The organism is Pseudomonas sp. SWRI92, from assembly GCF_014268685.1.
GTDB lineage: Bacteria > Pseudomonadota > Gammaproteobacteria > Pseudomonadales > Pseudomonadaceae > Aquipseudomonas > Aquipseudomonas marvdashtae.
On sequence record NZ_JABWQY010000004.1, the window covers coordinates 163,719 to 176,581 of the forward strand.

Annotated in this window: 12 protein-coding genes; 8 read left to right on the top strand and 4 right to left on the bottom strand. The window is 58.2% G+C overall.

The annotated features are described in order from the left end of the window. Nucleotides 1–147, top strand: coding sequence for a hypothetical protein (locus HU762_RS26980; protein ID WP_346656860.1), 147 nt, complete (start codon nucleotides 1–3; stop codon nucleotides 145–147). Nucleotides 148–376: 229 nt separating this feature from the next. Beyond that, complete coding sequence (locus tag HU762_RS09550) at nucleotides 377–1,072, top strand: hypothetical protein (protein WP_186635858.1); 696 nt, start codon at nucleotides 377–379, stop codon at nucleotides 1,070–1,072. Between the two features lie 35 nt (nucleotides 1,073–1,107). Here the strand turns inward: HU762_RS09550 and HU762_RS09555 are convergent, their stop codons facing one another. The 4 genes from HU762_RS09555 to HU762_RS09570 all read right to left on the bottom strand — a co-directional run bounded on the left by HU762_RS09555 (nucleotide 1,108) and on the right by HU762_RS09570 (nucleotide 5,505). Next, nucleotides 1,108–2,097 carry a hypothetical protein gene (locus HU762_RS09555; protein ID WP_186635861.1) on the bottom strand — a complete coding sequence of 330 codons (990 nt, stop codon included), beginning with the start codon at nucleotides 2,095–2,097 and terminating at the stop codon, nucleotides 1,108–1,110. Between the two features lie 507 nt (nucleotides 2,098–2,604). After that, nucleotides 2,605–3,114, bottom strand: coding sequence for a Bro-N domain-containing protein (locus tag HU762_RS09560; RefSeq protein ID WP_186635864.1), 510 nt, complete (start codon nucleotides 3,112–3,114; stop codon nucleotides 2,605–2,607). A 388-nt stretch (nucleotides 3,115–3,502) separates the two neighbouring features. Continuing rightward, nucleotides 3,503–4,753 carry a ribonucleotide-diphosphate reductase subunit beta gene (locus tag HU762_RS09565; protein ID WP_186635867.1) on the bottom strand — a complete coding sequence of 417 codons (1,251 nt, stop codon included), beginning with the start codon at nucleotides 4,751–4,753 and terminating at the stop codon, nucleotides 3,503–3,505. 488 nt (nucleotides 4,754–5,241) lie between these two features. Continuing rightward, nucleotides 5,242–5,505, bottom strand: a complete 264-nt coding sequence (locus HU762_RS09570) for a DUF2790 domain-containing protein (RefSeq protein WP_186635870.1) — start codon at nucleotides 5,503–5,505, stop codon at nucleotides 5,242–5,244. A gap of 407 nt (nucleotides 5,506–5,912) precedes the next feature. On the opposite strand from HU762_RS09570, the gene acs reads away from it, so the two are divergent. From acs to argR, 6 genes are all read left to right on the top strand, one after another. Beyond that, the gene (gene acs, locus HU762_RS09575; protein ID WP_186635873.1) at nucleotides 5,913–7,868 is read left to right on the top strand and encodes an acetate--CoA ligase; all 1,956 of its coding nucleotides are present in this window, start codon (nucleotides 5,913–5,915) and stop codon (nucleotides 7,866–7,868) included. 823 nt (nucleotides 7,869–8,691) lie between these two features. After that, a complete protein-coding gene (locus tag HU762_RS09580) occupies nucleotides 8,692–9,465 on the top strand; it encodes an ABC transporter substrate-binding protein (RefSeq protein ID WP_186635876.1) in 774 nt (257 codons plus the stop codon). A gap of 90 nt (nucleotides 9,466–9,555) precedes the next feature. Continuing rightward, nucleotides 9,556–10,245 carry an ABC transporter permease gene (locus HU762_RS09585; protein ID WP_186635879.1) on the top strand — a complete coding sequence of 230 codons (690 nt, stop codon included), beginning with the start codon at nucleotides 9,556–9,558 and terminating at the stop codon, nucleotides 10,243–10,245. Next, nucleotides 10,242–10,940, top strand: a complete 699-nt coding sequence (locus HU762_RS09590) for an ABC transporter permease (protein WP_186635882.1) — start codon at nucleotides 10,242–10,244, stop codon at nucleotides 10,938–10,940. Before HU762_RS09585 ends, HU762_RS09590 begins: the two co-directional genes overlap by 4 nt. A 56-nt stretch (nucleotides 10,941–10,996) precedes the next feature. Further along, nucleotides 10,997–11,761, top strand: coding sequence for an ATP-binding cassette domain-containing protein (locus tag HU762_RS09595; protein ID WP_053124413.1), 765 nt, complete (start codon nucleotides 10,997–10,999; stop codon nucleotides 11,759–11,761). Nucleotides 11,762–11,874: 113 nt separating this feature from the next. After that, nucleotides 11,875–12,855 (top strand): transcriptional regulator ArgR, encoded by a 981-nt coding sequence (gene argR / locus HU762_RS09600; RefSeq protein ID WP_186635885.1) that lies wholly within the window; start codon nucleotides 11,875–11,877, stop codon nucleotides 12,853–12,855. Nucleotides 12,856–12,863: the final 8 nt, after the last annotated feature.

Sequence of the window (12,863 nt, forward strand, 5' to 3'; positions counted from 1 at the left end):
ATGTCGATATCCGACAGTGACTGGAAGCATTACAACGAGCTCAGCGAGCTGGCGTTGGAACGCTTCTGCCAAGGCGTTCTTTCGGATGCCCAGACGGTGGCTCAGAACGAAGCCTTATCAGCTCACGCTCGATACCGCACGCTCTAAGGCCTCATGCGAGATCGGGACAAGAGCTTGGCGGTGGCGTTCAACGTAGGTCGACATCGAGACATCTCTTTATCTTTGAGATTGCTGATTGCGTACGACCTGCTGAGCGATCAAGAATTGACGGTTCTGAGTGAAGAGTTACTGAAAGGGTCTCTGACGCTGTTCGCCGACCCTTCGAGATTGAATGGGCCGACGACGCCTAGCGTTTCTAATATTTCCGAGAATTTGAATGCTGATCTTCAACTGCACCGAAGCGGCCAGCAACTTTTTCAGCCGTGTGAGCAAAGGTAAGAAAGTCACCCCGGTAGAGAAACCACCATCACCTGTTATCGAGGACGATGAGCTGGGTGAGCTCGACGAACAATGTCTGGTTCATGTGATCACTGTGCAACGCAAACAGGTGTTGTTCGTCATCCACGTGCGAACCCGTTACTGCATGATTTTCGCCGGGGCTAAAAAAGCGGACGTTGAAGGTTTTGTTCAGCGTTTTTCCGAACGATGGATCAATGGCCTGATGCGTCACGCGGGGCAGCACGACCTTCTTCGCTGGGTCGATGATGAAGCGATGATGGAGCGCTTCCAGGAAAGTTGTCGTGAGTACATCTTTTATAAACGTGGCCACCGTGGTGCGCAAAAGCACCTCAACGAGATTTCCTGGATTTTTGAGGACTGTGCCGCCGAATGGGGCACGTTACCCTCTGATGAGTTCTCTGCAGGCCGCTTCGACGGCAATATGAACGACACCCCCAGAAGCAGTAAGGGGCATAAGGATTATTACTACCCGGACGAGGAAATGATCGTTCACTGGTTGCGGCGTTATGGCGGTTTGGATGAGTCCGCCGCCCAGGCCGCACGTGAGCGGCGCATGGAAGTGAAGCGGGAGATGCGGGCGTACGAACGGCAACTTGCTCAAGAAGCGCAATGAAGAAGGCGTAGCGCTACAGCTAGCCTAAGGCGAAATCACTTATCGGCCAACCCCGGTGCCTCCCGAATAATGAAGTGATCCAGGTTCTCGATATTGGCACTGAACACCCCGAACGTCTGCTCGGGGTTCTTCTTGCTCGGCACCTGCTTCAACTCCGGCGTGACGCCATAAAAGAAGCAATACAACGGCGCGTCACTGTCGATGGCATACTTGATCTCTGCCAGGAACGCTTTGCGCTTGCGGTAGTTATCGATCAGCTTCTTGCTCAGGTAAACGTTGACCGAGTAAGGCTTCTTCTTCGCCTCGTCCGGTTGCTTGAACCAGACCTTTGCTTCGAAATCGATGCGAAAGCTTAGCGTGTAATCCTTGATCTCCTTGATCTTGCCCCAGTAAATCAAACCCTTGTTGTCCTGCAAGTAATCAATCTTCTTGAAGAACGACCCATAGGGCGCCGTGTGCTCGCCAATCTTCAGCGGCTTGCTCTTGAGCAGGTCCTTGTCGGCGAAGTTCGAGACGAAACACTCCACCGGGTGGGCGAAGACGCTGGTCTTGTCGGGTGTCGAGTCCTGGGCGGATTGGGCGTCATCGCCGTGGGACGATAGGGTGGGGGGCGTAGGTCGAGTCGCGTCAACATCCTTCGGCAGATCCGAAGGCTTGCGCACGTACTGACGCCGAGTCAGCAACAGCTCCGACGGAAAATGCTCCTCGCGGCCGTCATCCGTTTCCGCCTCGCCGTTTTCTACACCCAATCCCGGCGTTTTCGGACTGACATAACGACAGCCCTCGATATGCCGGGTAGTAGGCTGGTTCTTGAAATGCGGCGTGCGGATGTAATTGACGTTCTTGGCGTTGAACGTCGTCAGCCGATTCTCCTCATCAAACGCCGCCCGACAGCTATCGTTGGGGCACTGAAAGCGCTCCTTCGCCGAATCGAAGGCCATGGTCTCATCGAAATTCAAATCCCGAACGTCATAGATCGAAAGCTTGGCATCGAGGCTGAGGCAGTAGGCAGTGTCGAATTTCATCGGGGCTCGGGTCCGTGAGAGGAAGTGTATTAATACCGAAGGGCAGGGCGGGATGCATCCGAAGTTTCAACACACCACAAAATCCCTGTGTGTGGATTTGCTCGCGACTCCCAAAATCAATCCGGCCATCAAGCCTGCCGCCCACGCTGCGCCCTGATATGAACTGTGGCGAGGGACCGGCCGCCGCGTCTTCGACGCTGCGCTGTCGCGCAGGGAACTGGAGCGCCGTCTACGACATATCTGTTTTTGATCGTTCCCACGCTCTGCGTGGGAACGCATCCCGTGACGCTCTGCGTCACCTTCCAGAAGCGGAACGCGGAGCGTCCCTGGCAACATTCCCACGCAGGAGCATGGGAACGATCGATATGTATTTTCAGCCTTAAAAATCAGATAGTTGCAATTTGTTCCATGAGAGCTTGCTCCCGCTGGGCTGCGCAGCAGCCCCAACTCCAAATCCCAAACAAAAAACCGCCGCCCGAACACGGACGGCAGCTAATGATTGAATGCTCAAAACCCTCGCAAAACCCGAGAGGCTTTCCGCCACCAGGACTCATGCTGACTAAACGGATCATCCACCAGCACCGCCGGCATATCCCGCAAGCGAATCCAAGGCTCATCTTGCCAGTGCAGCATGCAGAGCGACATCTTCGGCCAATCCAACACGCTCAACATCGGCCGTTCCACCTTATGCGAGTAGCGCTCATCCCGCAGGGTTGGCACTACCTGATGCGTGATCCACTCACGCAGCAATCGATACTCAGGGCAGTAGTGATAAACCAGCAACGCATAGACGCCCGACTCGCTCAGCATCAGGCGCTCTTCGGTCAAGCCGTGGACATGCACGAGCATCATCCGGCGCTGGTCAGCGTCAAGCTTGCGGGTCATGCGTTCATCGAGGTGCTTGCTCATCAAGCGACCCAAATCGGAGGCGCTGAACCAAGCCTGGTTTTCAACCAAGAGGGCATGAAGATGGACGTTGTGACGGGTAAAAACCGCCGGAATGTAAGCATCAGACATGATGGGTCTCCGAGGTACACGGAGAACAGAGCTGCGTTTTCGTGGGCATAACGACCTCTACGTTAGAAGGGTATGGCGCGAGCCCGACGTAGAGGATGTAAGAAATCCCAACTAGCTTCTTCTTCACACAGAACTGCAAATGTCCTTAGACAGTACGCGGTTCTATGTTCGGCGATTAGCTACTACGTTGGGCGTTTCTTAGGCACCTGCGACCAAGATAGGTAACGAGGCGATACGGCGTCAATACGGAACGATTCTGAGTTTTGCGTAGGGTAAAGGTAGCGTACCGGTCCCAGAGTTAAACGCAGTTTTGGCCCCGTAGAAATACAAAAACCCCGTTTTCACGGGGTTTTTAGTTACGCGTGGAGCCTAGGATTTTTCTTTCAAATCAATCCCAGCTCAAAGCCCCACCCGTCTGATACTCAATAACTCTCGTCTCAAAGAAATTCTTCTCTTTCTTCAAGTCCATGATCTCGCTCATCCAAGGGAACGGATTCGTCGTCCCCGGATACTCTTCCTTCAACCCAATCTGCGACAAACGACGGTTGGCGATGAACTTGAGGTAGTCCTCCATCATCGCCGCGTTCATGCCCAGTACGCCGCGAGGCATGGTGTCGCGGGCGTATTCGATTTCCAGCTGGGTCCCTTGCAGGATCATCTGGGTTGCTTCTTCCTTCATCTCGGCATCCCACAGGTGTGGGTTTTCGATTTTGATCTGGTTGATCACGTCGATGCCGAAGTTCAGGTGCATGGATTCGTCGCGCAGGATGTACTGGAACTGCTCGGCGACGCCGGTCATCTTGTTGCGGCGGCCCATGGAGAGGATCTGGGTGAAGCCGCAGTAGAAGAAGATGCCTTCCAGGACGCAGTAGTAGGCGATCAGGTTGCGCAGCAACTCTTTGTCGGTTTCCGGGGTGCCGGTTTCGAACTTCGGATCGGAGATCGAACGGGTGTATTTCAGGCCCCAGGCGGCTTTTTTCGCGACCGATGGGATCTCGTGGTACATGTTGAAGATCTCGCCTTCATCCATGGCCAGCGATTCGATGCAGTACTGGTAGGCGTGGGTGTGGATCGCCTCTTCGAAAGCCTGGCGCAGGATGTACTGGCGGCACTCCGGGTTGGTGATCAGGCGGTACACGGCCAGGACCAGGTTGTTGGCAACCAGGGAATCGGCGGTGGAGAAGAAGCCCAGGTTGCGCATCACGATGCGGCGTTCGTCGTCGGTCAGGCCTTCCGGGTCTTTCCAGAGGGCGATGTCGGCGGTCATGTTGACTTCTTGCGGCATCCAGTGGTTTGCGCAGCCGTCCAGGTACTTCTGCCAAGCCCAGTCGTACTTGAAAGGCACGAGCTGGTTGAGGTCGGCGCGGCAGTTGATCATGCGCTTTTCATCGACGGCGACACGGGCGGAGGCGCCTTCGAGTTCGGCGAGGCCTTCGGCAACGTCGAGTTTGTCGAGGGCGGCCTTGGCGCGAATGATCGCGGCCGAGTCGCTGGCCGTCACGGCGCGGGCTTCGAGCGCGGCGGCACCGCCGGCGCTGTCGAGGCGGTCCATGTTGGCTTCAGAAGCGTGGCCGGCGTTGGCGCCTTTTACCGCGACTTCGCCGCCGTCTTCTTTGTCGAATTCGTCCCAGCTCAGCATGACGTGTCGTCTCCTGCGTGAGGGCCAGATGCCCATTGAAAGGCCTACTGGCCGCGGTGGATCTTGGAAAATCGTTTGTTGCAGCAGCTGACGCAGGCAATAAACAGAAAAATGTACGGATTCACTGAAGCGGCTGTGAACGCACCGGCGTGTCGACCGTTGCGTGGGCTTCAGGCTGGCTTTGACCCCTGTAAGGGAATATTGCAGGCCCGTATAAGGCGGCATTATAAGGACTTTTTTGCCTACGTGGTGCGGCGAAATAGCTCACAGAAGAGGTGGCGGGGGAGATATCCCCGTGGGAGCGAGGGTTTACAAGGCTTTGGCCGTTGAAGATTTTTTTTGCATGGGTTGGAGGACGCATATTTTTGATCAGAAAATGATCGGTTTTTGCGGTTCTGCACTACATGTTGTGGTTTATGAGGGTTTTTTGTTGCTCCAGACACAACCAGGCCCGACCGGAATCGGGCCTTGGAAAACGCCAGTTGTGATCAATCGGCGGAGCAGCCGTTGCCCATGACGCGGTAGCGCAGGATATGGCGCTGCCCGTTGGAATCGGCGTATTCCATTTGGGCCGGGACCACTTCGCAGACGTCCGGGATCGTACTCATGGAGATGACTTTGGCAACGTCCAGGTGGGTGGAGTAGCTGTAGTCCTCAATCGCCGGTTTTTGCTGCGCGGCATTGAGTGGGGTTTCGCCAGCCATTGCGGTGGCGCAAAGGCTGCCGAGGACCAGAACCCATAAAGCTTTCATTTGAATTTCACCTTTTGAGGTCGAGTTGGCTCACGCAGCCTTTTTGGGGCTGCGTGTGGAACAGATGTTGGGAAAGTTCGATCAACGGCCTTCGTGGGGGCTGTGTTGCGTCAATCTTTGTTGCCGGTTGGCGAGGCTGATTTTAGGAGACGAGGGCAGGGCTAAACAGGCTCGGTTTTGATAAACACTATTGATCGTTCTGGCAATAATCGGCTCAAGAAGCGCTAAGACCCTGGCGGATCCCGAGCAAGCTGGTTCTCGCAAAGGAGCGTTTCCAGGGCGCAGTTGCACGTTAGTACCGACATTTTGTAGGGACTTGTTACTACCATCGTCGAATGGTTCTATAGGCCCGCCCCAAGCTACAACGGAACCATACAAAAACAACTATTGTCACCGAGGTAAGAAAGATGAGTGCGGCTTCTGTGTATCCCGTTCGTCCCGAGGTAGCGGCCAATACGCTGACTGACGAGGCGACCTATAAAGCCATGTACCAGCAGTCGGTCGTCAACCCGGATGGCTTCTGGCGCGAGCAGGCCAAGCGCCTCGACTGGATCAAGCCTTTCACCACGGTGAAACAGACTTCTTTCGACGATCACCATGTCGACATCAAGTGGTTCGCCGACGGCACCTTGAACGTTTCCTACAACTGCCTCGACCGTCACCTGGCCGAGCGCGGCGATCAAATTGCGATTATCTGGGAGGGCGATGACCCTGCCGAGAGCCGCAACATCACCTATCGCGAGCTGCACGAAGAAGTCTGCAAGTTCGCCAACGCCCTGCGCGGCCAGGACGTGCATCGCGGCGACGTGGTGACCATCTACATGCCGATGATCCCTGAAGCCGTGGTCGCGATGCTGGCCTGTGCCCGGATTGGTGCGGTTCACTCGGTGGTGTTCGGCGGTTTCTCCCCTGAAGCGCTGGCTGGCCGGATCATCGACTGCAAATCCAAAGTGGTGATCACCGCCGACGAAGGCATTCGCGCCGGCAAGAAGATCCCGCTCAAGGCCAACGTCGATGACGCGCTGACCAACCCGGAAACCAGCAGCATCCAGAAAGTCATCGTGTGCAAGCGCACCGGCGGTGGCATCAAGTGGAACCAGCACCGGGACATCTGGTACGAAGACCTGATGAAGGTGGCCGGCACCGTTTGCGCACCAAAGGAAATGGGCGCCGAAGAAGCCCTGTTCATCCTCTACACCTCCGGTTCCACCGGCAAGCCCAAGGGCGTGCAGCACACCACCGCCGGTTACTTGCTCTACGCGGCGCTGACTCACGAGCGCGTGTTCGACTACAAGCCGGGCGAGGTCTACTGGTGCACCGCCGACGTGGGTTGGGTCACCGGCCACAGCTATATCGTCTACGGCCCGCTGGCCAATGGCGCGACCACACTGATGTTCGAAGGCGTGCCGAACTACCCGGACATCACCCGGGTGGCCAAGGTCATCGATAAGCACAAGGTCAACATTCTCTACACCGCGCCGACCGCCATCCGCGCGATGATGGCCTCAGGCACCGCCGCCGTCGAAGGCGCCGATGGCAGCAGCCTGCGCCTGTTGGGATCGGTGGGCGAGCCGATCAACCCGGAAGCATGGGGCTGGTACTACAAGAATGTCGGCAAGGAGCGTTGCCCGATCGTCGACACCTGGTGGCAGACCGAAACCGGTGGCGTGCTGATCAGCCCACTGCCAGGCGCCACGGCGTTGAAGCCGGGTTCGGCCACGCGTCCGTTCTTTGGCGTGGTGCCGGCGCTGGTGGACAATCTCGGCAACCTGATCGAAGGCGCCGCCGAAGGCAACCTGGTGATTCTCGATTCCTGGCCAGGCCAGGCCCGTACCCTGTACGGCGACCATGATCGTTTTGTCGATACCTACTTCAAGACCTTCAGCGGCATGTACTTCACCGGTGACGGTGCGCGTCGCGACGAAGACGGCTACTACTGGATCACCGGTCGGGTGGATGACGTGCTGAACGTGTCCGGCCATCGCATGGGCACCGCCGAGATCGAAAGCGCCATGGTCGCCCACCCGAAAGTCGCCGAAGCGGCGGTGGTGGGTGTGCCGCACGACATCAAGGGGCAGGGCATTTATGTCTACGTCACCCTCAATGCCGGCGAAGAAACCAGCGAGGCCCTGCGCCTGGAGCTGAAGAACTGGGTGCGCAAGGAGATCGGGCCGATTGCTTCGCCGGACGTGATCCAGTGGGCGCCAGGGCTGCCGAAAACCCGTTCCGGGAAGATCATGCGCCGTATCTTGCGCAAGATCGCCACGGCGGAGTATGACGGGTTGGGTGATATCTCCACCCTGGCCGACCCAAGCGTCGTTGCGCACCTGATCGAGACGCACAAGACCATGAACGTGGCCTGACGGTCGCGTGTAGCACCGAAAAGCCCTGCCCGGTATTTGCCGGGTGGGGCTTTTTTTATGGGCGCGCTGGGAGGGCTTGAAGTGTGGTGCCTTTGTGGCGAGGGAGCTTGCTCCCGCTCGGCTGCGCAGCAGTCGTAAACCGGCCAATGCGGTATGACTGAAGGATCGCGGTGCCTGGCTTTTGGGGCTGCTGCGCAGCCCAGCGGGAGCAAGCTCCCTCGCCACGGGTTCGGTGTGTGAATAGATAGGATGATCGGTCGGTGCGGTATGACTGAACGACCGCGGTGCCTGGCTTTTGGGGCCGCTGCGCAGCCCAGCGGGAGTAAGCTCCCTCGTCACGGGTTTGGTGGATGAATAAATATCGGCGTTTAAAGTGAGATATATCCGAGCGTTACCGGTGTTTCGAAATGTGTAACCAAAGGCGCCACAACGGGGCGATGTGAAACGCCAAGCCGCGATATAGGGCGGCTCCAGGCGTCTCGGAAAACAAGCCGACACGCTGTGCTTGCCGGATTAGAAGGGTTTGCGAATAATGGGCCCGCTATTTGCAGCATGGATCGGTTCCCTTTCTTTTGCTCTTGCATGATTTTGCGGGGCTGTCAATGTGCTCGAACAGCTTTCTCGGTGCTTCTGTAATTTGTTGTCGCATTGAAGAAATATCGGCTTCGGGCCTGTCGTTAGAATGCCGATCACTCGCTCGTCGTGGCTTGCGTTGAATAAACGTGAGCTTCCTAGGACGCAGCACCAAAGTTCGTTCCACCCATTCGCATATTGGGCTGTTGCTCACTCTGCCGTTTTCGCCCTTTACCGATGGAGTCCCAAGATGAAGAAACTTGTGCTGCTTGGCGCCCTGGCACTGTCCGTGCTGTCCCTGCCGACTTTCGCCGATGAAAAACCGCTGAAGATCGGTATTGAAGCGGCTTACCCTCCGTTCGCCTCGAAAGCCCCGGACGGCAGCATCGTCGGCTTCGACTACGACATCGGCAATGCGCTGTGCGAAGAGATGAAGGTCAAGTGCGTGTGGGTTGAGCAAGAGTTCGACGGCCTGATTCCGGCGCTTAAGGTGCGCAAGATCGACGCGATCCTGTCGTCCATGTCGATCACTGAAGATCGCAAGAAGTCCGTTGATTTCACCAACAAGTACTACAACACCCCGGCTCGTCTGGTGATGAAGGCCGGTACCCAGGTCAGCGACGGCCTGGCTGAGCTCAAGGGCAAGAACATCGGCGTGCAGCGCGGTTCGATCCACGAGCGTTTCGCCCGTGAAGTCCTGGCCCCGCTGGGTGCCGAGATCAAGCCGTACGGTTCGCAGAACGAGATCTACCTGGACGTGGCCGCTGGCCGCCTCGACGGCACCGTGGCCGACGCTACGCTGCTTGATGACGGTTTCCTGAAGACTGACGCGGGCAAGGGCTTTGCGTTCGTCGGCCCGGCCTTCACCGATGAGAAATACTTCGGCGATGGCATCGGTATCGCGGTTCGCAAGGGCGATGCGCTGAAAGGCAAAATCAACGACGCAATCGCTGCCATTCGCGAGAACGGCAAGTACAAGCAAATCCAGGACAAGTACTTCGCCTTCGATATCTACGGCAAGTAATTACGTCCCGCCACTCGTGCGAAATGGCGCAAGCAACAGGATCTCTGCGGTTTGCGCCATTTTTTCATCCCACTTTCGAGGACCTGAATCATGTTGAAAGGCTACGGGGCTGTCATCCTCGATGGCGCATGGTTGACGCTTCAGCTCGCCTTGTCGTCCATGGCCCTGGCCATCGTCCTGGGGTTGATTGGTGTCGCGTTGCGCCTCTCGCCGGTGCGTTGGCTGGCGTGGCTGGGCGACCTGTACTCGACGGTCATCCGGGGCATTCCCGACCTGGTGCTGATCCTGCTGATCTTCTACGGCGGCCAGGACCTGATCAACCGCGTCGCGCCAATGCTCGGCTATGACGACTACATCGACCTGAATCCGCTAGCGGCCGGCATCGGCACCCTGGGTTTCATTTTCGGTGCCTACCTGTCGGAAACCTTTCGCGGTGCATTCATGGCAATCCCCAAGGGGCAGGCCGAGGCGGGCTTGGCGTATGGCATGAATGGGTTCCAAGTGTTTTTCCGGGTCATGGTTCCGCAGATGATTCGCCTGGCGATCCCCGGGTTCACCAACAACTGGTTGGTGTTGACCAAGGCCACTGCACTGATTTCGGTGGTGGGCCTGCAAGACATGATGTTCAAGGCCAAGCAGGCGGCGGATGCCACCCGCGAACCTTTCACCTTCTTCCTGGCAGTGGCGGCGATGTACCTGGTGATTACCAGTGTCTCGTTGCTGGCATTGCGTCACCTTGAGAAGCGCTACTCGGTAGGCGTAAGGGCGGCTGATCTATGATCTTCGACTACAACGTCATCTATGAAGCCTTGCCGCTGTACTTCAGCGGCCTGCTCACCACCCTGAAGCTGTTGGCCCTGTCGCTGTTCTTTGGTCTGTTGGCCGCGCTGCCCCTGGGGTTGATGCGGGTGTCCAAGCAGCCGATCGTCAACATGACGGCGTGGCTCTACACCTACGTGATCCGCGGCACGCCGATGCTGGTGCAGTTGTTCCTGATCTACTACGGGTTGGCCCAATTCGAAGCCGTGCGCGAGAGCTTCCTCTGGCCGTGGCTGTCCAGCGCGACGTTCTGCGCGTGCCTGGCGTTCGCCATCAACACCAGCGCCTACACCGCGGAAATCATCGCCGGCAGCCTGCGGGCCACGCCCAACGGCGAGATCGAGGCGGCCAAGGCCATGGGCATGTCGCGCTACAAGCTGTATCGCCGGATCCTGCTGCCGTCGGCCCTGCGCCGGGCGCTGCCGCAATACAGCAACGAAGTGATCATGATGCTGCAGACCACCAGTCTCGCGTCCATCGTGACCCTGATCGACATCACGGGTGCCGCGCGCACGGTGAATGCGCAGTACTACTTGCCGTTCGAGGCTTACATCACGGCCGGCGTTTTCTACCTGTGCCTGACCTTCATCCTGGTGCGCCTGTTCAAGTTGGCCGAGCGCCGCTGGCTGGGTTACCTGGCCCCGCGCAAGCACTGATAACGCATCGATCCGATCGACTGCTCAACGATTGACGTTTTGTGAGAACCGACCGCATGTACAAGCTTGAAGTCCAAGACCTGCATAAACGCTATGGCAGTCACGAAGTGCTCAAGGGCGTGTCCCTGAAAGCCGCCGCTGGCGACGTGATCAGCATCATCGGCTCCAGTGGCTCCGGCAAGAGCACCTTCCTGCGTTGCATCAACTTGCTTGAGCAACCCCATGCCGGCAAGATCCTGCTCAATAACGAAGAGCTGAAGCTGGTCGCCGGTAAGGATGGCGCCATGAAGGCCGCGGACCCCAAGCAGTTGCAGCGCATGCGTTCGCGGCTGTCGATGGTGTTCCAGCATTTCAACCTGTGGTCCCATATGACCGCGCTGGAAAACATCATGGAAGCGCCGGTGCATGTATTGGGCGTGGCCAAGGCCGAGGCTCGCGAAAAGGCTGAGCACTATTTGAACAAGGTCGGCGTGGCGCACCGCAAGGACGCCTACCCGGGTCACATGTCCGGCGGCGAGCAGCAGCGCGTGGCGATTGCCCGTGCGCTGGCGATGGAGCCTGAGGTGATGTTGTTCGACGAGCCGACCTCGGCCCTCGACCCGGAGCTGGTGGGCGACGTGCTCAAGGTGATGCAGGCCTTGGCCCTGGAAGGCCGGACCATGGTGGTAGTGACGCATGAAATGGGTTTTGCCCGTGAGGTGTCGAACCAACTGGTGTTCCTGCACAAAGGCATCGTCGAAGAAAGCGGCAATCCGCGCGAAGTGCTGGTCAATCCGCAATCGGAGCGCCTGCAACAATTCTTGTCGGGCAGCCTCAAGTAATTGCTCCCGTTACGCACCTGATTTGGATCATGCTGCGCGCCATGCGCCAGATGGTCTAATTTGGTTGCAGCCGCTTTTGGCTTTAACACTGTTTTTGCTTCGGATTGCCCGCCATGACTGCCCATCGAATAGGTTTCCTGATTTGGCCCAGCACAAAAGCCTTGACGCTGGCGCTGGCCGAGGAGGCCTTGCGCGTTGCTCAGCGAGTGCATCCGGACGTGGTCTACGAACTGTCGTTCCTGCAAGCCGAGCCGCCAGCCGAAGGCGCGTGGCAGTTACCGGGCGAGCCTTGGGCCGGCAAGCTCGAGGGCTTGCAGAAGCTGTTCCTGCTGGCGGATGAGCCACCGACCGCGCTGGCCTCGCCGCTGAGCAGTGCACTCAAGCAGCTGGTGCGTGCCGGTTGTGTCATCGGTGGCCTGTCTGCCGGTGTCTATCCGCTGGCTCAGTTGGGCTTGCTCGACGGTTATCGCGCCGCCGTGCATTGGCGCTGGCAGGACGATTTCTCCGAGCGCTTTCCCAAGGTCATCGCCACCAGCCACCTGTTTGACTGGGATCGTGATCGCCTGAGCGCTTGCGGCGGCATGTCGGTGCTCGACCTGTTGCTGGCGGTGCTGGCCCGGGATCACGGTGCGGAACTGGCGGGTGCGGTGTCGGAAGAGCTGGTGGTCGAGCGCATTCGCGAGGGCGGCGAGCGCCAGCGCATCCCGTTGCAGAACCGCCTCGGCTCCAGCCATCCAAAGCTCACCCAGGCGGTGCTGCTGATGGAGGCCAACATCGAAGAGCCGCTGACCACCGACGAAATCGCCCAGCATGTGTGCGTATCGCGCCGGCAACTGGAGCGGATCTTCAAGCAATACCTCAACCGCGTGCCGAGCCAGTATTACTTGGAGCTGCGCCTGAACAAGGCGCGGCAGATGTTGATGCAGACCAGCAAATCCATCATCCAGATCGGCCTGTCCTGCGGGTTCTCCTCGGGGCCGCATTTCTCCAGCGCCTATCGCAACTTCTTCGGCGCCACGCCACGGGAAGACCGCAACCAGCGCCGCAGCAGCAGCCCGTTCGAATTGTCCTCGGTGCCGTCCGAACGGGGCTAGGTCTGGCG